The sequence below is a fragment of the Faecalispora jeddahensis genome (assembly GCF_000577335.1).
GTDB classification, from domain to species: Bacteria; Bacillota; Clostridia; order Oscillospirales; family Acutalibacteraceae; genus Faecalispora; species Faecalispora jeddahensis.
Genome location: NZ_CBYL010000002.1, coordinates 115,070 through 140,841 on the forward strand (window position 1 = coordinate 115,070; position 25,772 = coordinate 140,841).

The window sequence follows — 25,772 nt, forward strand, 5'->3', positions numbered from 1 at the left end:
TACACACCTGTGGATTCAAAACAAAAGTGAGGGAGTGCCGTGCATAAGTATATCTTCAAGCGCATCCTGATGATGATTCCCGTTGTCATCGGCGTATCGCTTTTGGTTTTCATGGTTTTAAAGATGACGCCGGGTGACCCCGCGCGTGTTGTGGCCGGGTCGGAAGCGGACGAAGCGACCGTCGCGCAGATCCGGGAGGAGCTGGGGCTGAATAAGCCGGTATTGCAGCAGTATGTGGATTACATGGCCGGCATGCTGCACGGCGATATGGGCAACAGCTACACCACCGGCAAGCCTGTATTTTCAGAAATTCTCTCCCGCATGCCCACCACCTTTATCCTGGCGTTTGCCGGTGTTCTGGTGGCCGTGCTGATCGGGATTCCGCTGGGGATCATCTCGGCGACAAAGCAGTATTCCATACTGGACAACATCAGTACCCTGCTGGCTTTGACCGGCGTTGCCATGCCGAACTTCTGGCTGGGTCTGATGCTGATTCTGGTATTCGCGCTGCAGCTTGGCTGGCTGCCCAGCGGCGGCGTCACCTCGTGGCAGGGCTACATTCTGCCCGCCGTCACTTTGGGCGTGGGCGCAACGGCAAACTTTATGCGCACCACGCGCTCGAGTATGCTGGAGGTCATCCGTCAGGATTACATCCGCACGGTACGCGCCAAGGGCGCGAATGAAAAGCGGGTCATTCTGCGCCACGCCCTGCGCAACGCGCTGATTCCCGTCATCACGGTGATCGGCCTGCAGATCGGCACGCTGCTGGGCGGCGCGGTGGTCAACGAAACCGTATTTTCGCTGCCGGGCGTCGGCATGCTGATGATCAATTCCATTAACAAAAAGGATGAGCCGGTTGTGCTGGGGTGTCTGATCACCTTTGCCGTCGTGTTCAGTCTGGTGAATTTGTTCGTTGATATTCTGTACGCGTACATCGATCCCCGGATCAAATCCCAGTACCGCTGAAAGGAGGGCTAAGTATGAAAGATTCCACTGCCGCGGCAACTATGGGAAAAGAGCAGTCCAAAAAGCGCAAGCGCAGCCAGATGACGGAAATCTGGCGCAGAATGCGCCGCAACAGGCTGGCGATGTTCGGCCTTGTCATTGTTTCGATTTTGATTATTGTTGCAATCTTCGCAAACCAAATTGCCGATTACAACACCGTGGCCATCAAACAGAACGTCGTCGAGCGCCTGCAGGGGCCCAGCGCCGAGCATTGGGCCGGAACCGACGAATTCGGCCGCGACATCTTCGCCCGCCTGGTGCACGGTGCCCGAATCAGCCTTCTGGTCGGCGTGGTCGCCGTTTGCATCGCACTGGTTACGGGCGGAATCCTCGGGGCAATCGCCGGTTATTTCGGCGGCACGGTTGACAACGTCATCATGCGCATTATGGATATTTTCCTGTCGATCCCGATTCTGCTGCTGGCTATTATGATCGTGGCCGCACTGGGCTCGAGCATGCTGAACCTGATGATCGCCATCGGCCTTGCCAGCATGCCGACCTTCGCCCGGATCGTGCGCGCCTCTGTTCTGAGCGTGAAGGATCAGGAATTTGTGGAGGCTGCAAGAGCGATCGGCGCCAAAAACAATCACATCATTCTCCGCCACATTATGCCGAACTGTCTTTCCCCCATCATTGTTCAGGCAACGCTGCGCGTGGCGACCGCGATTCTTTCCACCGCTTCGCTGAGCTTTATTTCGCTCGGTATTCAGGCCCCCGCCCCCGAATGGGGCGCCATGCTGGCCAGCGGACGCGCCTACATCCGCGACGCGCCCCACATCGTCATCATCCCCGGCCTTCTGATCATGATCACGATCCTGTCGCTGAACCTTCTGGGCGACGGCCTGCGCGACGCACTGGATCCGAAGCTCAAACGTTAAAGAGGTATTGCCATGAACAATCACAACACATTACTGGACATCCAGAACCTGAGCGTTGAGTTCCGCACCGACGACGGCGTCGTAAAGGCAGTCAATGACATGAGTCTGCAGATTGAGCGCGGCAAAACGCTTGGCCTGGTCGGCGAAACCGGCGCCGGAAAAACAACGACCGCGCTTTCTATTCTGCGCCTGATTCCGGACCCGCCCGGCGTGATCACCGGCGGAAGCATCACGCTTGACGGAGAGGACATTCTTGCCGCGAGCAAGCACCAGCTGGAGAAAATGCGCGGCAGCCTTGTCAGCATGATCTTTCAGGACCCCATGACCAGCCTGAATCCCGTGCTGCCTGTGGGCGAACAGATTGCGGAGGTTTACATTCTGCATGAGCGCATCAACAAGCAGGAGGCCGCGAAAAAAGCGGGCGAAATGCTGGAGCTGGTCGGCATTCCCGCTTCGCGCGGACGCGATTATCCCCACCAGTTTTCAGGCGGGATGAAGCAGAGAGTCGTCATTGCGATGGCGCTGGCCTGCAACCCGAAGCTGTTGATTGCAGACGAGCCCACCACGGCGCTGGATGTGACCATTCAGGCCCAGGTGCTGAAGCTGATGAAGGAACTGAAATCAAAATATGACATGTCGATGCTGATGATCACGCATGACCTGGGTATTGTGGCCGAGGTATGCGACGAGGTTTCCGTCATGTATGCCGGCCGGGTGGTGGAACACGGCACGCTGGAGGATATTTACGAGCATACGGCGCACCCCTATACAGAAGGGCTGTTTCATTCGATCCCGAATATCGATGCCCGCGCCCACCGTTTGATCCCGATCCCCGGCCTGATGCCCGACCCGACCGATCTGCCGCCCGGGTGTCCCTTTGCCCCCCGCTGCAGCTACGCGGTAGAGGAATGCAGCAAAGCGCTGCCCACCAGAATACAGCTGAGCGACACGCATTCTGTTTCGTGCATTCTGCGCCAAAAGGAGGAATAAAGCATGGCAGAAGAACATCCGATTCTTGAGGTGCGCAACCTGAAGAAGTACTTTAAAACTCCCAAGGGAATGCTACATGCGGTGGACGATGTCTCCTTCAGCATACAGCGCGGGAAAACGCTCGGCATTGTGGGCGAAAGCGGCTGCGGAAAATCCACCACCGGGCGCACCATTCTGCGGCTGCTCGAACCCACCTCTGGCGAGGTGCTTTTCGAGGGCCGCGACATACTGGGGCTGAGCAAAGACGAAATGCGCCAGATGCGTCAGAAGATGCAGATCATCTTTCAGGACCCCTACTCCTCGCTGAACCCGCGCATGACGATCAGCGATATCATCGCGGAACCGCTCCGGCTGCACAAGCTCTGTTCCGGCTCGGCAGACTGCGAGAAGCGAGTGGAGCGCATCATGGAAACCGTCGGCCTGGCGGAGCGCCTGATCAACAGCTATCCGCATGAGCTGGACGGCGGCCGCCGGCAGCGCGTCGGCATTGCCCGCGCGCTTGTGCTGCAGCCCAGCTTCATCGTCTGCGACGAGCCGGTTTCGGCACTGGATGTTTCCATTCAGGCGCAGATTCTGAACCTGATGCAGGATTTGCAGGAGCAGCTGCACCTGACGTATATTTTCATCACCCATAACCTTTCGGTCGTCAACCACCTGGCAGATGAAATTGCGGTGATGTATCTGGGTCAGGTAGTGGAAAAAGCGCCTGCGGTCGAGCTGTTCGAGCATCCGCAGCATCCTTACACCAAAGCGCTGCTGTCGGCCATCCCGGTACCAAGCCTGAAAAAGCGTACCGAAATGCAGCCGCTGACAGGGGAAATCTCTTCCCCCATCAACCCGCCGCAGACATGCCGCTTTGCCCCCCGCTGCCCTTATGCCTGCGACCGCTGCGCCGAAGGCGTGCCAGAACTCAGACATTTGGGCGGCGAACATTACGTGGCCTGCTGTTTATGCCAGCAGTGACCCGTGCACCACTGGAAAAGAGGGATGCATATGGATCAGAAATTATACCAAAATCACCTTGCCATTCTGAAAAGCGAGCTGATTGTCGCACTGGGCTGTACCGAACCGATCGCCATTGCCTTTGCCGCGGCCAAGGCCCGGGAAACGCTTGGCCAAATGCCGGAGCACTGTGTCGTTCGGTGCAGCGGAAACATCATTAAGAATGTAAAGGGCGTCGTCGTGCCGAAGTCGCAGGGAATGCGCGGCATGGATGCCGCCGCGGCCCTCGGTATTGTGGGCGGCGATGCTTCGCAGGAGCTGGCCGTTCTGGAAAGCGTGAAGGATGAGGATGTGGAGACCGTGCGCCGCCTGCTGGCACAGGACTTTTGCACCTGCGAGCTGGCAGAAGGCGTGGAGAACCTTTATATCCTCATCTCGGTGAGCGCGGAAGGCCGCAGCGCAGAGGTCGAGATCAAAGACTACCACAATAATATTACAAAGGTGGTAAAGGACGGCGCTGTGCTATACTCCAAGGACGAGCAGAGCGAGACTGAGAATGTAAAAAAGGGCGACAAGACTCTTTTAAACCTGAAGAATATCCTCGAATTCGCGGATTGTGTTCGGATGGAGGATATTGAAGAAACGATCGGTCGACAGATCGCTTATAACACCGCCATTTCGGAAGAAGGCCTGAAAGACCCGTGGGGGGCTCAGGTAGGCCGTACGCTCGTGGAAAACAGCCGCGAAGAAGACATTAAGGTGATTGCCGCAGCCGCGGCCGCTGCTGGAAGCGACGCCCGCATGAGCGGCTGTTCCCTGCCGGTGGTGATCAACAGCGGCAGCGGAAATCAGGGGATTACGATCACGATGCCCGTTGTGGCTTACGCCAGGCGATACCAAATTCCAAAAGAAAAAATGTACGCCGCCCTGTGCGTTGCGAATCTTGTCAGCATTCATCAGAAAAAGTATATCGGCAGCCTCTCTGCCTACTGCGGTGCGGTGAGCGCCGCAGCCGGGGCGGCCTGCGGAATCGCCTATATGAATGGCGCCGGCTACGATGAAATCAGCCAGACCATCACCAACACGATCTGTACCGCAGGCGGCATTGTCTGTGACGGGGCAAAATCCAGCTGCGCGGCAAAAATCGCAGCGTCCGTCACGGCGGCGCTCACGGGGTGGCAAATGGCCAGCAAGCAGCGCGTGTTCCAGCCGGGAGAAGGATTGGTGGAAGAAAACGTGGAGGACACGATCGCCAATGTTGGCCGGATGGGACGGGAAGGAATGCGCTCCACAGATGTAGAGATTCTGAACATGATGCTTGGCAACTGATTTTGCCCTTGCGCCTACAACAGTAAAAGCAGCATCCGAAAAAAAGACCGGCATTCAAACAAAATTGTTGCCTGCTCCGCATAAACATTTATAAAAGCAATCAACGGCAGGGACCTTTGCAACTGGATTCTCTGCCGCTTTCTTCTGTTTGTCAAACGCATTTATTCCATACTCGCCCTGCAAAATACAGCGATAATTTTTTTTTGCAAACGCTTTTTCCCTCTAAAAACAGCCAGATGGTAACTTTTTACTTTATAAACCCATTTGACTTCCGGCCAAACTACTGTATAATAAAAATTGCAAAAATAATTGTAGATTTGGTGATTTTTTGTCGTATTAAGACAGAAAGGGGGATCGATGTATGGACTTTGGCAATGAGCTTACGCTGGAACAGCGGCAGATTCTTTCTCAAAAGCAGCTGCAGTCATTACAGATACTGGCCTGCAACAATCAGGAGCTTGACGATCTGCTGGCAAATGAGTACGCGGAAAATCCAATGCTGGAGCATACCGGCTCCCAGCGGGACGATTTTTTCACCAATATCGATACGCTGTACGAGACCAGCTCGTCCTTCCCGCAGGGCACACCCTACGGAGAGGAAGAGGAGGAACCGCGCAGAAACGATATTCCCTCCGAGCCTGTCGATGTGTTGAAAAAAGAGCTTTTGATGCAGTTGAGCCGCGACCGCTATTCCGCCGAGGAATGGCGATTGTTTCCCCTGCTGATCGACTGTCTTGACGACTCCGGCTTTTTCCCGTGGGATACGGGTGAAATCGCGCTTCTGGCCCGCTGTCCCGAATCGATGGTACAGCGCTGTCTGCAGGCATTAAAGCAGCTGGAGCCGATCGGCATCTTCTCAAAGGATCTTTCGGAATGTCTGCTGAGGCAGCTTGAACATCAGGGCTGTGAGGACCCGATTTTGCTGACGATCGTGCGCGAGCATCTTCCGGATATTTTAAAGGGACAGATCAGCAATGTGTCGCGCTCTTTGCATTTGAGCACCGCCGCCGTACGCAAGTACCTGCTGCAGATCGGCAAGCTGAATCCCCGCCCCATTATGAACGCGCAGGAAACACAGACGGAATACATTGTCCCCGATATTCTGGTCAAGCGCAAGAATGACGAGTGGGAAATTGCCATCAACGACAAATGGATGGGTCGGTATCAGCTGAATCAGTACTATATTCGCATGATGAAAAGCTCTGCCGACAGCGAGCTGAACGCTTATTTTCGGAATCATCTGGAACGGGCGCGCTTTCTGCTTCGCTGTGTGGAGCAGCGCCGCACAACGATTCTGAATATCACCAAAGAGATCATCGCCCGGCAGCAGCCCTATTTTCTGAATCAGGGCGGGCTGACCTCTATGACGATGCAGCAGGTGGCCGAAGCGCTGCAGATTCACCCGTCGACCGTCAGCCGTGCCATCCGCGGAAAATACCTGCAATTCCAGTACGGCTCCGTGCGGATGAAGGACTTGTTCGTCACGGGCGGCAGCGAGCAGAAAAAGGCCGGAGGGCCTTCTCTGGACGCCGTTCGGGAACAGATTCGGGATTTGATCGCAGAAGAGGACAAATCCGCGCCTTACAGCGACCTTTCTCTGGTCGCCGAGCTGGAAAAACGGGGAATCCATATTTCCCGCAGAACAATTGCAAAATACCGGGGGGAAATGGGCATCCCCAACTCCGATCAGCGCCGGTATTTCGGCTGATTGCAGCGGTACACGGAGCCCTTTGGGGAACAGGCTTTGCCCGCCTGGGCCGCCCGTTCCTCCTTCACAGCCGCACACCGTATCGTTACCGTCAAAAAAACTCCCGCGCCTGGCGGGAGTTTTTTTTTGTTGTTTGCGCCTGCTCCACACTCATCGGGCGCAGGGGAAGCGTTTCTGGCAGGAATCACCAGATCCCGTTGATTTCGGCCTGTCGGCGCAGCTCCTCGCGAAAATCGGGGTGCGCAATGTTGATCAGTGCTTCCGCGCGCCGTCTCACGTTCAATCCCCGCAGCCAGGCAATGCCGTATTCGGTCACCACATAGTCCGTGTCGTTGCGGGAGGTGGTGACAACCGCGCCCTCATGCAGAAACGGCACAATCTTGGAATGAAGTTCCTTTTTGCCGTCGGCGTCTGTTGTGGTATAGGTGGAATGCATGGCGATAATCGACTTGCCCCCGGGGGACATCTGGGCCCCCTGCACTGTTTCCGACTGCCCGCCCGTACCCGACCACTGGGTATGCCCAACGGTTTCGGAGGCGCACTGGCCGGTGAGGTCGACCTCCAGCGTGGCGTTTATGGAAACGAACCGGTTGTTTCTGCCAATGGTATACGGGTCGTTGGTGAAGGTGCAGGATTTGAACAGAACGGAAGGATTATTGTCGATGTAGTCGTACAGCCGCTGGCTGCCCATTGTGAAAGAGCAGACCGAGTATCCGTTAAGCAAACCCTTCTGCGAATTGTCTACCGCTCCGCACTCAATCAGATCCACCATTGTTTCCGTAAACATCTCGGTATGAATGCCCAAATGGCGCTTTGTCTTCAGCTCCGCCGCCACCGCATTGGGAATATTGCCGATGCCGAGCTGAATCGTGGAACCGTCCTCTATCAAAGAGGCGATCTGCCTGCCGATCGCGGCGTCCGTCTCGGTGTAGGGGGCAAGCTGGGCGATGGGGATGGGCCGGTCGGACTCTACGACCGCCGCCACTTCGGAAATGTGAACCTGGGTGTCGCCAAAAGTGCGCGGAAAATGGGGGTTCACCTCAACAATGGCGAGCGCCCCTTTGTTGATGAGGTCACGCTCGTAAATGGCGCTGACGGAAAGCGACATGTAGCCGTGCTGATCCATGGGGGATACGGTAGCCAGCACAACCGGCCGGCGGCCCTCGAAGGCAATGCGGTCAAGGGTTTTACGCAGAATGGAGGTAGAGCTCTGCGGCATGTGGCTCACCAGCTTTTTCTTTTGCGCGTCGCGCAGGCCGGCGCTGAAAAACCAGCCGTTATGTGACAGAATCCCCTGCAGTTCAGGGTCTTTGAACGCCTCGTAATATTTCAGGGGCAGGCATGTATTCAGAATGGTATCCTTCACGCCGGTTTCTTTCAGGTGCTGCAGGTTTTCGAGGAGGGCCTGGGGCTCACCGGCCGCCTGAGCGGAGAACATATAGTCGCCGTCCCGGATCAGCTCCAGTGCCTGATTGGCGGTCATCTTCTTTTCACGGTACAGTTGCTCGAATGCTTTCATAAGATAACTCCTTTCGGGCGGCGGACTGCGCAGTCACTCCCCGCAGCCGTCGCCGCCAGATAAATGCTTTTATTTTTTAGACGCACGGCCGGTTTCCGGCAGAAGGAACGAGCCGAGGAAGAAGGTTGCGCTCATCACCAGCGCGATGGTCAGTCCGGCGGAATAGCCGGATTTGTCGATCACGACGCCGATCAGATAATAGACCACCGATTCAATGATATAGGACAGCGCCCAGAACAGGCCCATAATGGTGGTCAGCTTGGCGGGGGTCATGTTCGGCAGCTCCTGCGGAATCATCACCAGAGAGGTGATCGGCAGGAACATAAACACACCGATGGCAAACGCGGCTACCATAGAGAGCGTGCCGTTGTCGGTATGGAACATCAGCACGCCGAACAGGGTCATGGCCAGGCCGCTCCAGCGGATTACGGGCAGGCGCCTGAAAAATACCCTGGCCAGCAGAATCGCCAGAATGGAGCCGGCTACGCCGCCGAACGCCACAAGCGTGCTAAGCGTTTTGGAGTTGATTGCGGTTGTGCCGGAGATGGGAAAAATATTGAGCAGTACAATATAAAAGGTGAGCAGCCCGGAATAGGTGAGCGGAAAGAACCAATTGAACTTGTCCTTCAGCGCATCCCCCGCCGTGTACTTTTCGGCCACGGTGCCGGAAGAACGGTTCAGCTCAAAATCCTGCCCCACGGCGGGCCACGCAAGGAACAGCACGCCGCTGACCGCCGCGAAAAACGCCATGCTGTACTGCCAGGTTTCCAGCCAGCGGATGACCGGGCCGACGATCAGCATTGCGATGATTCCGCCTACGTTGTATGCCACACCGTTGAGTGCATTTACGGTCGGGCGCTTTTCAGGGGCAAAATAGTGGATGACCACCGGGCTGAAATACACCACATACAGCGCGCCGCCAAAGCCCATGAAAAAGCGGCCCAAAACAAAGATCCAATACTGCGGCGCCAGCACCGCCAGCACGCTGCCGGCGACGATGAGCCCGGAGCCCAGCCCGATCGCCTTTTTGGGGAACAGCTTGATCAGAATGCCGGCGGCCATAAAGTTGCCGACGATTTTTGCAATGGTAATGGCGTTGGAGATAAACGTTGCCGAAGCAAATGTCTTCAGCTTAAAATAATCCATGATCTGCGGCGTAAGCGTACTGCCGGCGATCCAGTTGACCGCAAAAAACGCATATGTAAAAAACATAATCGTTTCAATCAGTACGGCCCTGCCTGAAGAGATTTTTATCCTTTGCTCTTCCATAAAGGATTCCCCTTTCGATTGTGTGCAGACACACAAGCTGTGAAATTGTGTTACCCTCCTGCTTCGGCCAAAGCATTTTCCGCCGTTATCATAGCATGGGGGATGAGAAAAGAGAAATACATGTTTTTCATACCGCCATGAAACCGATTCATGCAACTATACATTTTCAGGTGTTTCTTGTGCAAAAGAACTATGAATTCCCACAAAAACGTCCTTTGGAGCGCAGGTTGGCAGCCGGCAGCGCTTTTTGTTCCCTAACCGAAAAAAGAATGGGATTGAAGCTGAACATTTTTACGGTATAATAGAGGCAGAGACCGATGAGTGAGGAGGAGATTCCCCAATGACTATGATCCAGCTGGCCTATTATGTCGAAGTGGTAAAGCAGCATCATTTTACAAAGGCGGCCGAAAAGCTTTTTGTCAGCCAATCTACTTTGAGCAAAGCCATTCGTGCATTGGAGAAGGAGTTTCAGGTAGAATTCATCAATCGCCGCACAAAAGACCTGCAGATCACAGAGGACGGCCTGGTATTTTACGAGTACGCAACCAAACTGCTGGAGTATTACCACACGCAGACGCAGGAGCTGTACCGGCACCTGCACTGCGCGAACAGCACGCTGACGCTGGGCCTTCCCCCCACGGCCGGGCTCATCTACTTTTCTTCCCTGCTGTATCAATTTCGGGAAGCCTATCCGGAAACCGATTTGAAGATTACGGAAATCACCTCCAAAGCGGTGCGCGACCTTGTGGACGAGGGATCGCTTGATCTGGGGGTGGTGATCGAGCCGTTTTCAGACAGCAAGTTCTTCCGCCAAACCGTTTATTCTTCGGAAGCCGTGCTGCTGGTTTCAAAGCAGCACCCGCTCGCCGCAAGGCGGTGTGTGGAGTTCCGGGAGCTGGAGCCGGAGCGTTTTCTCATGGTCACGCCGGATTATATGTATCACGACCTTGTGCTGGAGCGCTGCAAGACCGCGGGCTTTACCCCGAACATTGTTTTTGAAAGCTCCCAGTGGGATTTGCTGCTGGAAATGGTCGCAAACGATCAGGGCATCAGCATTTTGCCAAAGCCCCTTGTCGATAAGGTTTACAGCGACCGCGTACATCAGCTTCACCTGAAAAACCCGGAGTTTCCCTGGGCGCTCTCTGTCATTTACCGCACGAACAAATTTCTCACCGTTCCCATGCAGCGCTTTTTGAAGCTGTGCGGAAAAGCGCAGTGGCCCTCATAAAGGCCTGAAATCGCCCTTTGGAACCGCACCGCGCATGACCCGTGCCGGTATTCCCCCGCGGTAAACGCGGCCGCAGCACGCTCCGCTTCCCCAACCGTAAAAGAGCATCGATCGCCGCGGCAAAAATCGCCGGTGCAAAGTTCACCTGCCGAAAAACAGTACAAAAATGCGCCTTGATCCGTGTTCTGCCAGATCAAGGCGCATTCTCTTGTTTGTCGTGATGCGGTTGCTGTGCAATTTGCAACCGCAAATTTGTTTTGCGGTAAGTGATGGATGGGTGATCAGCAGCCGGCAGCCTTTCTCTTTTCCAGAAAATCTTCGTAATCCCGCAGGTTTTCTTCCAGCAGAGCCGGAGTATCCAGTTCATAGGGACAATGGCTGCGACAGCGGTTGCAGTGGATGCAGCTGTGAATGCGGGCCATCTTCCGCTGGTTCTCTTCATTGAGGTAAACCGAAAGCGGCGCGCGGCGAATCAGCAGCGACATTCTGGCGCAGGTTGGAATCTCAATTCCCTGTGGGCACGGCATGCAGTAGCCGCACCCGCGGCAGAAGTCCCCGGCCAGCTCTCTGCGGTCCTTTTCAATCACCGCAGAGAGTTCTTCATTCAAAACCGGAGGGGTATCAATATAAGAAAGAAATTCGTCCAGCTCCGATTCCTTCTGCACGCCCCAGATCGGCAGCACGTTGTCAAACTGCGCCAGAAACGCATAGGCTGCGGCGGAATTCGTAATCAGTCCGCCGGACAGCCCCTTCATCGCGATAAAGCCCATCCGGTGCTCCCGACACAGCCGCACCAGCTCCATGTCCTTTTCTGAGGAAAGGTAGCTGAACGGAAATTGCAGCGTTTCATAAAGGCCCGACTCAATCGCCTCGTGCGCCACGGAAAGCCGGTGGTTCGTAATGCCGATGTGGCGGATCAGCCCTTTCTCCCTGGCCTCGAGCATCGCTTCGTACAGCCCGCTGCCGTCACCGGGCCTGGGACAGAAGGCGGGATTGTGGAACTGGTACAAATCCAGATATTCCGTATTCAGATCATGCAGGCTGGCCCGCAGCTGATCCCAGAAATCCTGCGCCCGTTGACACATGGTCTTGGACGAAATAAAAACCTGCTCCCGAACATCGTGGAGCGCGCAGCCGATCTTCTCCTCGCTGTCTGTATAAAAACGGGCGGTATCGAAAAAACGAATCCCGTGGTCATACGCCTTTCGGAGCAAATGAACGGCTTCCTCTTTTGAAATGCGCTGGATCGGCAGGGCCCCGAATCCGTTTTTATTCACAGTGATTCCCGTTTTCCCCAGTGTGACAACATCCATGCTCAAACCTCCTGTCTGCTTTGCGGTCTTTGAAAAAGCCTCTTATCCTACAAGGGCAGATCCTGCTTTCAATGCTCTCTCAGGCACCCAAAGCTTTGCTTTGGCTTGTGCCGTGAGGTTATTATAACATACAACCCAGCAACAAATCAGCAAAAGCCTACCTGAACTGATAAACAAGTATGTTTTCATTTCGCGCCTTTTATTTGGTGATTATTCATATTTTTCGGTCCGTTTCCTTTGATATTGACATTCATTACTGACCAGAGTAAAATAATGGAAAACAGATTGATATTTTTCTGGCAAACTAAAATAAAGGAGGCTTTTTTATGGCAAATATTATCGGCAGCCCGGAACGTTACATTCAGGGCAGAGGAGTTCTGAAAGAGCTATGCAAGCACGTGGAACGCGTCGGTAAGGCACCTTTTATTCTGGTGAGCGCATCCGGGAAAAAGCGCGTGGAAGCACCGATTGCGGAAAGTGCAAAAGAACAGAACACCCCGCTGACCTATGAAGTATTTGGCGGAGAATGCTGCCGCACCGAGATCAACCGTTTGATCAAGGCCTATGAGGATTCGGGCAGTGACGTGATCGTCGGCATCGGCGGCGGCAAAATTCACGACACGGCCAAGGCGGTTGCTCATTATACCAACTCGCCGGTTGTGATCGTTCCCACGATTGCCGCAACAGACGCTCCCTGCAGCGCGCTGTCTGTTATCTACACAGACGACGGCGTGTTCGAGGAATATCTGTTCCTGCCGAAAAGCCCCAACATTGTGCTGGTCGATATTGATATTATCAGCAAGGCGCCCGCAAGACTGCTGGTCTCCGGCATGGGTGACGCTTTGGCTACTTATTTCGAGGCCCGTGCCTGCAAACAATCCGACAGTCCGAACTTCCTTGGTGGAAAATACACCGTTACCTCCATGGCGATTGCGCGGCTGTGTTATGATACACTGCTGGCCGACGGCCTGAAGGCTCTCCTCTCTGTCAAGGCCGGCTCCTGCAGCAAGGCGCTGGAAAACACCGTGGAAGCAAACACCTACCTTTCCGGTATCGGGTTTGAAAGCTGCGGTATCGCCGCTGCCCACGCGATTCACAACGGCTTTACCGCGATCGAAGAAACCCATCATTATTACCACGGCGAAAAGGTCGCGATCGGCACGCTTTCTCAGCTGGTGCTGGAAAACGCAAGCAAAGCGGAGCTGGACGAGGTTTACGGCTTCTGCCTGGATGTCGGCCTGCCCACCACGCTGTCTGACCTTGGAATTCAGGAAGTCAACCGCGAGCAGCTGATGAAGGTAGCCGAGCTGGCCTGCGCGCCAAACGATACCATGGGCAACATGCCGTTTGCCGTCACCCCGCAGATGGTATGCGACGCCATCATCGGCGCGGACGCACTCGGCCGTTATTACAAGGAACTGCGCGCAAAAGCGTAACAGCAGCCTGTGAATCAATGGAGGAAAGGCAGATGTATCATCCAGTGCGTCTGCCTTTTTCGCTTTATCCTGTATCAGGCGAAAGCAGTGTCATTCCGCGGCGAACGGCACTTGTGTTTTAGTGGAAGGGGGAAATCCAATGAATGTCAACGTTGTTTTTCACATTGATGAATCCGCCAAATGGGAGCTGGTACTCCGGAACGCCTCTCATCTGATCCAAATGGTGGACACACCGGATTCTGATATCAGGATTGTGGCCAATTCGGAGGCGGTGCGCGAGCTGGTTCCCCAGTCCGCGGGCTCCGCCCTGCCGATGATGCAGAAGCTTGCGGAGCAGGGGGTTCATTTTGCAGCGTGCAACAACTCTTTAAACAGCTTCGGCATTCGCCCGCAGGAGCTTGTTCCGTTTGCCGAGGTGGTACCCGCCGGTGTTCTGGAGCTGGCCCTGCGCCAGCGGGAAGGCTACGCCTATCTGAAGCCCTGATGTTCGCTTCGCTGATTTGAAAGGGGCAGGGACAGTCCTATCGGTTAGATAGACCTGTCCCTGCCCCTTTTGCTTTTAACCCTCTTACAGTCCCTCCAGAGCCCGAATTTCTTCTTCAAAAATCTGTGCGGCTGCCTCAAGGTAGAATTTGATGCTCTGGTTTGTTCCGTCCGCCAGCCTGATGTTGCACTGGCGGGAGGGAATCACAATTTTCACCGCGTCGCTCGCGCCGATCGCCTCCGCCATTTTAGGCGTTAATTCCCCAAGCAGACCGTTCGGCATCAAAATCCCGATCGGCCCGGCGAGAATGTGCATTTTTGCAGCGTTGAACGCGACCGCATTCTCCCCTGTCGCTCCGTCATTCGCGCCGCCTTTGATCATGTTCGCGGTAGCCACAGCATTGGTGCCCAACGCAATGATGGCAATGTCCGGACGAACCTGTTTAAAGCGCTCGATCAAAGCTTTCCCGATGCCGCCGCCCTGTCCGTCCACAACAGCCACCTGTATCCGTCCATGTTTCATCGCTTTCCCTATCCTGCCTCAGCATTTGCTGTAAATTCGGCTTTTTCAAGCCCGGAATTTCTTCTCAACCTTACCTTAAACAGTTCTGCTCCATTTGTCAATCTTTTCAGGAAAATTCTTTGAATCATCTAAGGCCATCAATTCACTTGAAAATGGCCTGATGCACGTACAGCGATTTCTCTCTTCTCCTACAGCGGGGACGAAATTAAAAATTTTTTCAAAGCGGCATTCCTAATCATGCGCATCGCTACTTGACCACAAGGCAAAAAAATTGATATAATAACAATATTCTATAAAATCATACTGGGGCCTGGAAGACCCCTCACGGACTCTGAAGAGCCTGTGTATTTTCCCATAGCGCAAAAACAAATCACGCCGTGTTGAGATTCATCCTACGCGGTATGCGTGAAATTTTACTGAAGTATCGTACCTGAAGGTATGCCTTTTTTAGGGCATACCCTTTTTATTGGCAAATGAGGAGGACCCTTTATGGATACAGAAAGAGATGTTCTATCTCTGCTGAATCATGTGGCCGACGGAACCATTCCGCCAGAGGACGCTTTGCTTCAGCTCAAACTTTCGCCCTTTGAGGATTTGGGCTATGCCAAGGTGGACCATCACCGCGGCCTGCGCCAGGGAGTGCCGGAAGTGATCTACGGGCAATCAAAAACGCCGGAGCAGATCACCGGAATTCTGGGGGCTCTTCGGTCGCGCGGCTGCAAAAACATCCTTGTCACCCGTATCACACAGGAAACGGCGGATTTGATTGCGAAAGACGCGGAAATCACCTACGAGCCTTTGGCAAAACTGGCGATTGCGTTCCCGGAAGAGACAGAGAAGCACGGTTCCATTGTGGTGGCCACCGGCGGTACAAGCGACATGGGCGTAGCGGAAGAAGCCGCCCTTACCGCAGAGGCTCTGGGGAACTCCGTGACGCGGGTTTACGATGTGGGGGTGGCCGGACTGCACCGGCTGCTCAGCAACTTAAAGCCCTTGATGACCGCCCGGGTGGTGATTGCCGTCGCGGGCATGGAGGGAGCCCTTGCAAGCGTGATCGGCGGGCTGGTCGACTGTCCGGTGATCGCCGTGCCGACCAGCGTCGGATATGGGGCAAGCTTCGGGGGAGTTGCGGCGCTGTTATCCATGCTGAACTCCTGTGCCTCCGGCGTGAGCGTGGTCAACATCGACAACGGATTTGGCGCCGGGTATCTGGCCAGCCAAATCAATCATATGGGGGAACCAGCACGCAGAAGCGTGCCTTGAACCTCGGAAATAACATGACTGTATATTTCGGAATGTGTGACCAAGAGGGTCGCTATTACGCCAGCAGGCGTTTTGGCGGCTCTTCTTTTTACCCACAAAAACCTGTTTGAACGCCTGGTCTTTCAAACACTGGAATAAACGTGGTATTGAAAAAGAGAAGCGAGGAGCATTTTGAATGCCGGAAAACGATCATCTGTCCTTCCTGAAAAAAATCCTGCTGCGGCTGCTCGGCTTTGCGCTGACGATGCTGATTCTCTCGGTTGTGGCATTCTGCTTTGCAAGATGTGCACCGGGTGATCCGCTGCAGTCCTTTTACGGCGACGCGGTGGAATCGATGACCTCGGAGGAGCTGATAACTGCCCGTACCCGTTTGGGGCTGGACGCGCCCCTTACCACCCAGTATGTCCGGTGGATCGGGAACGCTTTTCAGGGGGATTTCGGCCTGTCTCTGAAATATAAAAAACCTGCGATGGACGTTGTTTCCCCGCTGATCGGCAACACGCTGATTCTGGGGTTAACCTCCTATCTGCTGGTGTTTCTTCTTGCCACCCTGCTGGCGGTGGCCTGCGCCCTGCATGAGGACTCTTTTGCCGATCGCCTGATCTGTAAGATCGGAACGGCAATTTACTATCTCCCCTCTTTCTGGCTCGGCGTTGTTCTGATCCTGATCTTCAGCATTCACCTGAAATGGTTCCCCAGCAGCGGCGCTTACGACATCGGCAGGGCCAGGGACATTCTGAACCGCCTCCGGCACATGGTTTTGCCCCTCGTGGTCATGATTGTCAGCCATCTTTGGTACTACGCCTATATGATCCGGGGCAAGCTGCTGGACGAGCTTCGGCAGGACTACGTTCTTCTGGCAAAGGGCAAGGGTCTGACGAATCGGCAGATTGTATGGAAGCACTGCCTGCGCAACGTGGCCCCTACGATTGTCAGCATCATGGCCATCTCGATTCCCCATGTTCTGAGCGGTACTTATATTGCAGAGGCGGTGTTCAATTACCCTGGAATCGGCGCGCTCTCGATTGAAAGCGCAAAATATCACGATTACAATCTGCTGATGCTTCTGGTGCTGATCACCGGCGCCCTGGTGATTCTGAGCAGCATGGCGGCGCAGACGGTCAACGAGGTCATTGATCCCCGCATGAAAGAAACGGGGGTGTCCGCGTGGCAGAGATAAACGATCCTCGATTCCGGGTGGTCGGCCCCGGCTGGAAGGAGCACCAGCCTGTCATTCAAAAGCCGACGCTGCGAAAACGTCTGAAGGGCAAGCCGATTCCGGCGCTGATTCTGCTGCTTCTGATTGTAGCGGGCTGTGTATTCTCCGGCAGACTGGCAAATCACGACCCCGCCGGATTCTATTTACAGCACCTGAATCAAGCGCCGAATTCCGAATTTTACTTTGGAACCGATTCTCTAGGGCGCGACATTTACTCCATGATCTGGTACGGCGGCAGGATATCCCTTTCCATCGGCCTGATGAGCATGGCGATCATCTGCATCATCGGCATCCCTTACGGGTGCATCAGCGGGTTGGCGAACACGAGGGTGGACGCGATCATGATGCGGATTGCGGAAATGGCAAGCAGCATCCCGAATCTTCTGACTGTTCTTTTGCTTGTATCCGTGATTGGAAAGCAGAACACCTTTACCCTCTCCTTCATTATCGGAATCACAGGGTGGTTCCCGCTGGCCCGTATCGTACGCAGCGAGGTGCGCCAAATCCGCAGCAGCGAGTATGTTCTGGCCGCACGCTGCATGGGCATCAGCTTCCCTAATATCATGACGCGCCATCTGATCCCGAACTTTGTTTCTTCCATCCTGTTTGTCGTGATCTCCAGCATCAGCTCAAGCATGTCGATGGAATCGACCCTCAGCTTTCTCGGGCTTGGGCTGCCGGTGGATGTCATTTCGTGGGGCAGTATGCTCTCACTTGCCAACCGGGCGCTGCTGCTGGATACCTGGTGGGTCATCATTATCCCCGGCGTTTTTCTGCTCGTTACATTGAACTGCATTACCAGTCTGGGGAACTTCTACCGCAAGGAAACCAACAAAAAGCACAGCAACCTGTGATCCATCGGGATTTCCTATGTTACGATTTGAGGAGGAAAAGAAATGATAGGCAAAAAAGCAATAAAAGGATTCTCTCTGCTTCTCGCTTTCTGTCTGCTGTTCTCTCTGGCAGCCTGCACCGGCTCGGACAGTCAGACGGGCGGCTCCGCTTCTGCCGCCGGGGAGTCGGAGGACCTCTCCAACACGCTGGTATACGCGGGGGAATCGGAAAGCACCATCAACCCTGTTCTGAATAATCACGACGAGCTGCCCGACCTGATATTCTCGGGACTGATGAAATATGACGGCAGCGGTACGCCGGTCTGTGATCTGGCGGAACGCTACGATTACGACGATGCAACCCTCACCTACACCTTTCGTCTGCGCAGCGGAGTCAAGTGGCACGACGGCAAGGAGTTCACGGCGGACGACGTGGTTTACACGTATGATCTTCTGACCAAGGACAAATCTCTGTCCTCCACCATCACGAGCAACTATGAGGACATTGTCAGCGCAGCGGCGCCAGACAAATCCACCGTTGTCATCCGGCTCGGCAAATACAACGCTGCCATGCTCGATTACTTTACCATTGGGATTCTCCCGAAGCACCTGACCGAAGGGCAGGACATCAACACCATGGCCTTTAATCAGGCCCCCGTCGGCACAGGGCGATACCGATTCGTGAAATGGGATACCGCCGGCGGCAGAATCATTTTGGAACGAAACAGCGCTTATTACGGCAAGGTGCCGAACATTGAGCGCGTGATCTATAAAACCGTTGCTGTCGAAAGCACCAAGGCCACCATGCTGCAGTCCGGCGAGGCAGATTTGGCCTGGCTGAACGCCAAATACGCCGACACCTTTCGCGGAAAGGACGGCTATCAAAACATTGATTTCAAGACCGCCGACTACCGCGGCATCTCGATGGATTTCGGCACAAAATTCTGGCAGGAAAATGGCGACTCGATCGGCGTGCTGAACTACGCCATCGATAAAGAAGCGATTGTAAAAAGCGTGCTGGCCGGGCGCGGCCTTGCCGCGTACAGCCCGATTCAGCTGAATCGCCTCGGCGGCAGCACCGCGGCAGATATTTACCCATATAACCTGAATCAATTCGCACAGCAGATGGCAAAGCTGGGCTGGGCAAAGGGCAGCGACGGCATCTATGAGCGCCGCGGCGAAAAATTCCACTTTACCATTCAGGTGCGCGATTATGAGGAAGAACGCGTGGATATTGCCAACCTGTGCGCCAGCCAGCTCAAAGCCGCCGGTGTGGACATGGAGGTTGTGCTCGTGACAAAATTCGACTGGAAGGCCGGCTACAACGGCTTTTTGTCCGGCTACGCGGCACAGTTTGACCCCGATATGTTCTACAAAAACTACGTGACCGGAGCAAGCGACAACACAATGAAGTACTCTAACGCCCGTGTGGATCAACTGCTGTCTGAGGGCCGCCACACAAAGGATGAGTCCAAAAGAAAACAGATTTATCAGGAATTTGAGGATGTCTACGCGCAGCAGCCCGGCGTGGTTCTGGTTGCGTTTCTGGACGGCTGCTACGTCAGCATCAAGGGCCTTGATGGGCTCGACACCACGCGGCTTCTGGGACACCATGCAGTCGGCGTGCTGTGGAACATCGAGGAATGGACACTGAGTAAATAAACGAAGAGGTTGCCAATGGGAACGGTACTGGAAGTGACAGATTATTCCCTCAGCTTTGACACGCCGGAGGGAGAAATACAAGCAGTCAGAAATGTCGGGTTTGCGCTGGAGGAAGGGGAAATTCTCGCGGTCGTCGGGGAATCGGGCTGCGGGAAAACCGTGCTGTGTAAATCGCTGCTGAGGCTCCTGCCGAAAAACGCGGTGGTAAAAAGCGGGCAGGTTACGCTTTGCGGCGAAGACATCACCGCGTATTCAGAGCGCCGCATGCGCTCCCTGCGGGGAAAACAGATTTCGATGGTGTTTCAGGACCCCATGACAACGCTGAACCCCACGATCCCGATTGGCAAGCAAATCACCGAAGCGATTTTAAAGCATGAAAAAATCGGGAAACAAGCCGCCAAAGCGCAGGCTCTGGAGCTTTTAAGACGGATGGAAATCGATCACCCGGAGGAACGCTTCGAGATGCAGCCGCACCTGCTTTCCGGCGGAATGCGCCAGCGGTGCGTTCTGGCGATTGCTTTGGCCTCCCGCCCGAAGGTTTTGGTGGCGGACGAACCGACTACCGCACTGGATGTGACGGTGCAGACCAAAATACTCGATTTGATTTTGTCCACCTGCAAAGAATCCGGAATCGCGGTGCTGTTTATCTCTCATGACCTGAACGTGGTCGCTAGAATCGCAGACCGGGTCGCCGTGATGTACGCCGGGAAGATCGTTGAAATCGGCACGGCCGAAGAGATTTTCTACGACCCGCGCCACCCTTATACCTGGGGGCTGCTGGGGGCGCAGCCCGCGCTGGCGGTACAGACAAAGCAATTACATAGCATTCCGGGCATACCCCCCTCCCTGCTGAATCCACCGGCGGGCGACCTGTTTGCACCGCGCAACGAACACGCGCTGGCAATTGATTATGAAGAAATGCCGCCCCTGTTCCAGATCACGCCGACGCATTTCGCGGCCACCTGGCTGCTGCACCCCAACGCCCCGAGCATCGAACCGCCCGCTTTTCTGAAAAGGGGGCCGCGGCGATGAATGAGGAAACGCTTCTGGAAGTCCGGAATGTAAAGCAGTATTTTCCGATCAGCAAGCGCCTGACGATCCGCGCGGTCGACGACATCAGCTTTCAGATCAAGCGGGGAGAAATTTTTGGCCTGGTGGGCGAAAGCGGCTCCGGCAAATCCACGGTGGCCCGCTCTGTGATGGGGCTGTACCGTCTCACCGGCGGAGAAATCTGGTTTCAGGGAGAGAAAATATCGGACCCGAAGATTTACCGGAAGAACCGCCGGTACATCCAGAAAAACATGCAGATCATCTTTCAGGATTCCGCCGCCGCGCTGAACCCCAGAATGACCGTACGGAACAGTATTGCCGAGCTGCTGCAGGCCTGCGGCCTTTGCCCCGGCCGCGAACTAGATATTCGGATTAATGAGCTGCTTCGGCAAGTTGGACTTGACGAGAGCTTTCGCGGAAAATACCCTGACGAGATTTCGGGCGGACAGCGCCAGCGCGTGGCGATTGCACGAGCCATCAGCACAAATCCGCAGCTGCTGGTTGCGGATGAACCGGCCGCCTCACTCGACGTATCGATTCAGGCGCAGATTCTCACGCTGTTTCAGCAGCTTCAGCGGGAGTACGGGTTTGCGTTCCTGCTCATTTCGCACGATCTTTCCGTCATCCGCCTGCTCAGCAATACGATCGCTGTGATGCGGGAGGGCCGTCTGCTGGAACTGGCTGAAACCGAAGAGCTGTTCGAACATCCGCTGCATCCTTACACCAAAACCCTGCTCTCCGCCGTTCCGGCCGCAGACCCTATTTCTGAGCGGAGCCGCCGGGTTCTGGAGTTTGACCCGGCCTGTATTCCGAAATCGGGTACCTTGCAGGAAGTGCTGCCCGGGCATTTTGTTTTTGGCTGAGAAAAGTCTCGCGCTTTCCTTCACGCACACCGAAAAATCAAATACAAAAAAAGAACCGCAGATCATTGGTCTGCGGTTCTTTCTTAATAAAAAATGATTTTTGAAGGGTGTAAAGCAATACTCCTTTATAGGCCCAGCTTTTTCGCCTGCGTCATAATCGCCTTGGCGATCGGCCCGGCGGAGGTGCGCCCGTAGTTGCCCTCTTCCACTACAACGGCGAAAGCGTAGGGCGTTGTGGGATCGGACGAAAAACCGATCATCCAGCCGTTCGGCTTCTTGCCTCCGCCAACCTCGGCGGTACCGGTTTTGGCGCATACGCTCATGCCGGGGAACATGTCGTCGCCATAGTCGCTCGTCACGTTGTTGCGCATCAGCTGCTCGAGCGTCTGGGCGGTTGTGGGCTTGACAAGCTGGGTACCCAGCTCCGTTTTTCCCTGCTGCTGCACAATCCCCAGACTATTTTTGATCTGCTTGATGAAATAAGGCTGCACCGGCGTTCCGTCGTTTGCGATGGCGCCCATCAGCAGCATCATGTGATAAGGGTTCGTCATGTCGGTATGCTGTCCAATGCCCGACCAGGCCAGCGCCTGCTTCTCTGCCCCTTTGACGTCATACTTGCTTTTCGAGGTATCGATCCCGTCAACAGAAAAGCTGCGGTTAAAGCCCATGGTGTTGGCTTCGGCGGTCATTTTCTCTTCGCCAAGCTCCACGGCGAGCTGCGCAAACGCCACGTTGCAGGATTTTGCCAGCGCCTGCTTGATATTAATCGTGCCATGAACGCCGTCGCAGGTGATCTTATTGCCGTTGATTGTCGTGCTGCCCTTGCAGGTAAAGGTTTTGGTATCCCAATCCGAAAGGGTTTCGATCGCGGCGGCCGTCGTCACGATCTTGAAGATGGAGCCGGGCGTATAGCTTGCGGAAAGCACCTTGTTCAGGTATGCTCCCTCATATTTGGAATTCGTGTCGATATCCTTCGGCACATTGGCGGGATCAAAATCGGGCGTGCTGACCATCACCAGCATTTCACCCGTTTTGTAGTTGTACATTGCCACAGCGCCGCGGCGGCCGTCGAGCTTATTATACGCGAGTTTGGAAAGCTCGCTGGAAAGTGTCAGCGTAATGTCGCTGCCCTGCTTTTTGCCCGTGGGTGAGGTCAGCCCCGTGATGGGGTTGTACCCGCCGATCTCTGAACGGTAGCGGTATTGAACCCCGGTAGAGATATAGCCGTTCGTATCCCCCACGGCATGCAGCATCGCGCGGCGGATCGTTTCATCGCTGCTATATACTCGCTTGCCGTTCTCGCTTTTCGCCAGCACCACACCGCTGCGGTCCAGTACATCTCCGGCAGTGGTCAGCTGACTGTCGCCCGAAGCATATTTATTGAACGGCTGCATCGCCCACGCGCCGCCGTCCTTGACAAATCCAAACAAAAATACACCCAGCCCCACAAAGAAGCCCAGAATCATCAAATAGAGGATACCGGCTCTGCCTCCGGTTGTTTTCATGTGCTTTTCCTCCTTGCGGCATACGTTCGTTCATCCGACGCTTTCATAAACGCCAGCAGCCCCCACACAGACACCATGCTCGAGCCGCCCGCGCTGAGGAACGGCAGCGTGACGCCGGTCAGCGGAAGAACGTCTGTCGCGCCGAAAATGTTCAGCGCCGCCTGAAACAGCAGCATGCCCGCTGCCGAGCAGGCCGCGATGGAATAAAAGGTGGAACGGCTGCGCGTTGCGTCGAGCTTGGTGTAAAGCGCAAGCATCACAATACAAAGTGTGACGACCACTGCCAGAACCATCCCGAGCTCCTCGCAGATCATGCCGAACATCAGATCGCTGGTGCCGGCAAATACATTTTTCAAATAGCCTTCTCCCATTCCCGCGCCGAACAGACCGCCGCTCGCGGTATAAGAAAGCACGCGGGTCTGCTGGTAGCCGGTACCGTCCGAATATTCCCACACATGCCGCCACGCAGCGAAGCGGTCTGCAATATAGGGCTTGAACTGCAAGATCATGAACGCGCCCAAAGCAGCGGCCGAGCAGGCCAGAATCACCGTTCTGAGGCTGCCGGAACGCATGAATGAAATCAGAAGAAACGTGATGAAGAAGATGGAAGCCGTACCGAAATCCTTCATTAAAAACAGAGAACCGATGCAGATTCCTGAAAACACCAGGAATTCGGTCAGGTTCTTGGCAGTCTGCAGCCGGTCAAGCGTAGAAGCACCGGCAAACACAAATGCAATCTTGATAAATTCCGACGGCTGAACCGTTATCGGCCCAAGGTTGATCCAGTTCTTCGCCCCGTGAGACGCCACGCCGAACGCCAGGTTTACGGCAAACAGCGCCACCGCGAACAGGCCGATCGCAATACGCCACTTGGTCACGCGGTCCAGATCGCCCATAAAGGAAATCAGCATGCAGAACAGGATGATCCCGCCCGCCATTGCGGCCAGCTGCGTATAGGCCAGCTTTACATCCGCACCGGCAAGCAGCATAATTCCGATTCCGCTCAGCAGAAAGCCGATGGTTTCGAGCTCAAAGCTGACATGATTTCGTACCCGCATAAAGTAGTAGTACAAACCCCATTCCAGAACCGTCAGCGCGCCAAACGGGATCAGCGGCTGCCAGGCGAACGCCTCTCCGCCAAAGCAGAGCTGCGCCGCCAGAAAAATCTGGATCAGGAACACCATGCTCATCAAGCCGAGAGGCGACGGCAGGCGGCGATTCGACTGGAACAGCGTGCGCTTCTTTTTAAAGTCGCCCTCATTTGTCCGTTTGAGCATCAGGGCGGTCGAGCCCATGGCGATCACATCCCCCGGCATCACAGACAGGGTCGGCGCCGCTTTTGTTCCGTTGACAAACGTTCCCGCCTTGGAATTCGTATCTGTAATCAGCCAGCCGGCTTCCCGGCGCATCAGCACAGCGTGGTCGCGGCTGGCGGTATTGTCCGGCAGCACAATGTCGCAGCTGCGGCTGCGGCCCATCGAATTTTCCCAATACAGCACCGGGATTTTGACATGCGTCGTCATTTCTTCGAGCAGAATGACCGGATCTTCTCGCCGGCGGCCGCGGCGAAGCGACACAAAGCAGCGCCACAGCACCACCAGAGACAGCACCGGTATCAGCACCCGCAATGCAAACAGGATGACAGTCAGCGCGGTCCCCAAAAACTCCATGATCTGGGCCAGCAAGCGAATCCCCCTTTCTTTATTCCAATACGCCTGTCCCCTTTTGCCAGATGACCGGAAAACAGAGAAAAAGCGCTCTATCATCTAAAAAAACAGTGTGAGGTTATTATGCCACAGGCTGATCCATTTTCAGTCCATTGAGATGGATGAAATATGGAAGCCGGCGACATAAAAAATCTCCTGATGGGTACCTGCCTTTTGTACCTGCCAGAAGATTTTGCATGAATCGCTCAAAAGTCAGCGGTGAAAATCAAACAGATTCAATCCTACTTTTTCGCTGAAGCTTCTGTCCACCCTGCCGTCGATTATGCGGATGACCAGTTCGCAGGTAGCGCTGACAACCGCCCGGTTCAGATGGCCGCCCACTACGTTGCCGTCTTCTCCTCCGGCGCTCATGTGCAGATGGCAGTAAAACTCATCTTTCATGGTGTTGATCGTTCCCGTGAGCGATACGATCTCATAATAGCCGTTAAACTCGTTTGCTTTATATTCCTTTTCGGCTGTTTTGAAAACGCCTACCGTAAAGCTGTTAACGGCGCCCAACCCGCTGACGGATGCCAGCTTGATTTCTTCTTTCAAAGCAATTTCCCGAATCGACGCCAGGATTTCCTCACCCGGATCGATTCTGGCTATGATCGAATCTTTGAATCTTTTATATTCCATTTGTGCTCTATCCTTTCACAATGTTGATCCACGGGATGCCGCGCGGGCAGTTCTGCCGCACGGTTCCGTGCTTCCCCGGCCGCCCGTCGATCTTCTTTCTTCTTGTGCCGCAAGGTTCCAAACCGGCAGTATATTGATCATTATTATACTGCGAAAGCAAGGGAAAGTAAATGAACAAAGCTTTTACAAAAGATAACGGTTTTGAAAGAAATGAGGATAAAACGGGTGACGGATCAAGTTCCAGCACAATGGTAGAAATTGCTCCCTACTCCACCCGCGGCGCATACATGCCAAATATGGATTTGATTTTACAGAAATTTTTGTTATAATGGCCACAAGCGGCTATTATCATGCCAATTGGTAAAATAATACCCCAACGGCGCTCTGCGCCTGTGGTATCATATCCACA

23 protein-coding genes are annotated in these 25,772 nt (G+C 54.7%); 16 read left to right on the forward strand and 7 right to left on the reverse strand.

Annotated elements, in window-relative coordinates; translation table 11 throughout:
• The first annotated feature begins 39 nt into the window (after nucleotides 1–39).
• From nikB to rpoN, 6 genes are all read left to right on the forward strand, one after another.
• Nucleotides 40–966: a nickel ABC transporter permease gene (nikB, locus tag TY09_RS01345; RefSeq protein ID WP_009062541.1), complete on the forward strand. Its 927-nt coding sequence runs from the start codon at nucleotides 40–42 to the stop codon at nucleotides 964–966.
• Between the two features lie 14 nt (nucleotides 967–980).
• On the forward strand, nucleotides 981–1,883 hold the full coding sequence (locus TY09_RS01350; RefSeq protein ID WP_081759575.1) for an ABC transporter permease: 903 nt from the start codon (nucleotides 981–983) through the stop codon (nucleotides 1,881–1,883).
• 12 nt (nucleotides 1,884–1,895) lie between these two features.
• Nucleotides 1,896–2,873 (forward strand): ABC transporter ATP-binding protein, encoded by a 978-nt coding sequence (locus TY09_RS01355; RefSeq protein WP_042430329.1) that lies wholly within the window; start codon nucleotides 1,896–1,898, stop codon nucleotides 2,871–2,873.
• A 3-nt stretch (nucleotides 2,874–2,876) separates the two neighbouring features.
• Nucleotides 2,877–3,836, forward strand: coding sequence for an ABC transporter ATP-binding protein (locus TY09_RS01360; RefSeq protein WP_009062748.1), 960 nt, complete (start codon nucleotides 2,877–2,879; stop codon nucleotides 3,834–3,836).
• 30 nt (nucleotides 3,837–3,866) lie between these two features.
• The gene (locus TY09_RS01365) at nucleotides 3,867–5,144 is read left to right on the forward strand and encodes an L-cysteine desulfidase family protein (protein ID WP_042430332.1); all 1,278 of its coding nucleotides are present in this window, start codon (nucleotides 3,867–3,869) and stop codon (nucleotides 5,142–5,144) included.
• Between the two features lie 361 nt (nucleotides 5,145–5,505).
• Entirely contained in the window at nucleotides 5,506–6,852 is a 1,347-nt protein-coding gene (gene rpoN, locus TY09_RS01370) for an RNA polymerase factor sigma-54 (RefSeq protein ID WP_042430334.1), read from the forward strand.
• A 184-nt stretch (nucleotides 6,853–7,036) separates the two neighbouring features.
• On the opposite strand, the gene TY09_RS01375 is transcribed toward rpoN, so the two are convergent.
• Together TY09_RS01375 and TY09_RS01380 are read right to left on the reverse strand one after the other, a co-directional pair.
• The gene (locus TY09_RS01375; protein ID WP_042430338.1) at nucleotides 7,037–8,371 is read right to left on the reverse strand and encodes an acetyl-CoA hydrolase/transferase family protein; all 1,335 of its coding nucleotides are present in this window, start codon (nucleotides 8,369–8,371) and stop codon (nucleotides 7,037–7,039) included.
• A 69-nt stretch (nucleotides 8,372–8,440) separates the two neighbouring features.
• Complete coding sequence (locus TY09_RS01380) at nucleotides 8,441–9,640, reverse strand: MFS transporter (RefSeq protein WP_042430345.1); 1,200 nt, start codon at nucleotides 9,638–9,640, stop codon at nucleotides 8,441–8,443.
• A 340-nt stretch (nucleotides 9,641–9,980) separates the two neighbouring features.
• Between TY09_RS01380 and TY09_RS01385 the strand changes: the two genes are divergently transcribed.
• Nucleotides 9,981–10,868: a LysR family transcriptional regulator gene (locus TY09_RS01385; RefSeq protein ID WP_042430347.1), complete on the forward strand. Its 888-nt coding sequence runs from the start codon at nucleotides 9,981–9,983 to the stop codon at nucleotides 10,866–10,868.
• A gap of 281 nt (nucleotides 10,869–11,149) precedes the next feature.
• Here the strand turns inward: TY09_RS01385 and TY09_RS01390 are convergent, their stop codons facing one another.
• Nucleotides 11,150–12,181, reverse strand: coding sequence for an aldo/keto reductase (locus tag TY09_RS01390; RefSeq protein WP_042430350.1), 1,032 nt, complete (start codon nucleotides 12,179–12,181; stop codon nucleotides 11,150–11,152).
• Nucleotides 12,182–12,507: 326 nt separating this feature from the next.
• On the opposite strand from TY09_RS01390, the gene TY09_RS01395 reads away from it, so the two are divergent.
• Nucleotides 12,508–13,617, forward strand: a complete 1,110-nt coding sequence (locus TY09_RS01395; RefSeq protein ID WP_009062610.1) for a glycerol dehydrogenase — start codon at nucleotides 12,508–12,510, stop codon at nucleotides 13,615–13,617.
• Nucleotides 13,618–13,756: 139 nt separating this feature from the next.
• Nucleotides 13,757–14,101 (forward strand): DsrE family protein, encoded by a 345-nt coding sequence (locus tag TY09_RS01400; RefSeq protein ID WP_009062467.1) that lies wholly within the window; start codon nucleotides 13,757–13,759, stop codon nucleotides 14,099–14,101.
• Nucleotides 14,102–14,185: 84 nt separating this feature from the next.
• Here the strand turns inward: TY09_RS01400 and TY09_RS01405 are convergent, their stop codons facing one another.
• Entirely contained in the window at nucleotides 14,186–14,623 is a 438-nt protein-coding gene (locus tag TY09_RS01405) for a DUF3842 family protein (protein ID WP_194955937.1), read from the reverse strand.
• Between the two features lie 489 nt (nucleotides 14,624–15,112).
• Here TY09_RS01405 and larB point away from each other — a divergent pair, with 489 nt between their 5' ends.
• The 6 genes from larB (at nucleotide 15,113) to TY09_RS01435 (ending at nucleotide 21,513) form a co-directional block, all read left to right on the forward strand.
• Nucleotides 15,113–15,886 (forward strand): nickel pincer cofactor biosynthesis protein LarB, encoded by a 774-nt coding sequence (gene larB, locus TY09_RS01410; protein WP_009062802.1) that lies wholly within the window; start codon nucleotides 15,113–15,115, stop codon nucleotides 15,884–15,886.
• Between the two features lie 175 nt (nucleotides 15,887–16,061).
• The gene (locus TY09_RS01415) at nucleotides 16,062–17,066 is read left to right on the forward strand and encodes an ABC transporter permease (RefSeq protein WP_009062691.1); all 1,005 of its coding nucleotides are present in this window, start codon (nucleotides 16,062–16,064) and stop codon (nucleotides 17,064–17,066) included.
• Nucleotides 17,054–17,959, forward strand: a complete 906-nt coding sequence (locus tag TY09_RS01420; RefSeq protein WP_009062779.1) for an ABC transporter permease — start codon at nucleotides 17,054–17,056, stop codon at nucleotides 17,957–17,959. Before TY09_RS01415 ends, TY09_RS01420 begins: the two co-directional genes overlap by 13 nt.
• A 42-nt stretch (nucleotides 17,960–18,001) precedes the next feature.
• Nucleotides 18,002–19,600, forward strand: a complete 1,599-nt coding sequence (locus TY09_RS01425) for an ABC transporter substrate-binding protein (RefSeq protein WP_042430353.1) — start codon at nucleotides 18,002–18,004, stop codon at nucleotides 19,598–19,600.
• 15 nt (nucleotides 19,601–19,615) lie between these two features.
• Nucleotides 19,616–20,632 carry an ABC transporter ATP-binding protein gene (locus TY09_RS01430; protein WP_042430356.1) on the forward strand — a complete coding sequence of 339 codons (1,017 nt, stop codon included), beginning with the start codon at nucleotides 19,616–19,618 and terminating at the stop codon, nucleotides 20,630–20,632.
• The gene (locus tag TY09_RS01435) at nucleotides 20,629–21,513 is read left to right on the forward strand and encodes an ATP-binding cassette domain-containing protein (RefSeq protein WP_042430358.1); all 885 of its coding nucleotides are present in this window, start codon (nucleotides 20,629–20,631) and stop codon (nucleotides 21,511–21,513) included. The genes TY09_RS01430 and TY09_RS01435 overlap by 4 nt, the downstream gene beginning before the upstream one ends.
• A gap of 125 nt (nucleotides 21,514–21,638) precedes the next feature.
• Here the strand turns inward: TY09_RS01435 and TY09_RS01440 are convergent, their stop codons facing one another.
• The 3 genes from TY09_RS01440 to TY09_RS01450 form a co-directional block, all read right to left on the reverse strand.
• Nucleotides 21,639–23,018 carry a penicillin-binding transpeptidase domain-containing protein gene (locus TY09_RS01440; protein ID WP_042430360.1) on the reverse strand — a complete coding sequence of 460 codons (1,380 nt, stop codon included), beginning with the start codon at nucleotides 23,016–23,018 and terminating at the stop codon, nucleotides 21,639–21,641.
• On the reverse strand, nucleotides 23,015–24,703 hold the full coding sequence (locus TY09_RS01445; RefSeq protein WP_042430363.1) for an FtsW/RodA/SpoVE family cell cycle protein: 1,689 nt from the start codon (nucleotides 24,701–24,703) through the stop codon (nucleotides 23,015–23,017). Before TY09_RS01445 ends, TY09_RS01440 begins: the two co-directional genes overlap by 4 nt.
• Before the next feature lie 234 nt (nucleotides 24,704–24,937).
• Nucleotides 24,938–25,363 carry a PPC domain-containing DNA-binding protein gene (locus TY09_RS01450; RefSeq protein ID WP_009062479.1) on the reverse strand — a complete coding sequence of 142 codons (426 nt, stop codon included), beginning with the start codon at nucleotides 25,361–25,363 and terminating at the stop codon, nucleotides 24,938–24,940.
• Nucleotides 25,364–25,533: 170 nt separating this feature from the next.
• On the opposite strand from TY09_RS01450, the gene TY09_RS18215 reads away from it, so the two are divergent.
• Nucleotides 25,534–25,692, forward strand: a complete 159-nt coding sequence (locus tag TY09_RS18215) for a hypothetical protein (protein ID WP_157037042.1) — start codon at nucleotides 25,534–25,536, stop codon at nucleotides 25,690–25,692.
• Nucleotides 25,693–25,772 lie beyond the last annotated feature (80 nt).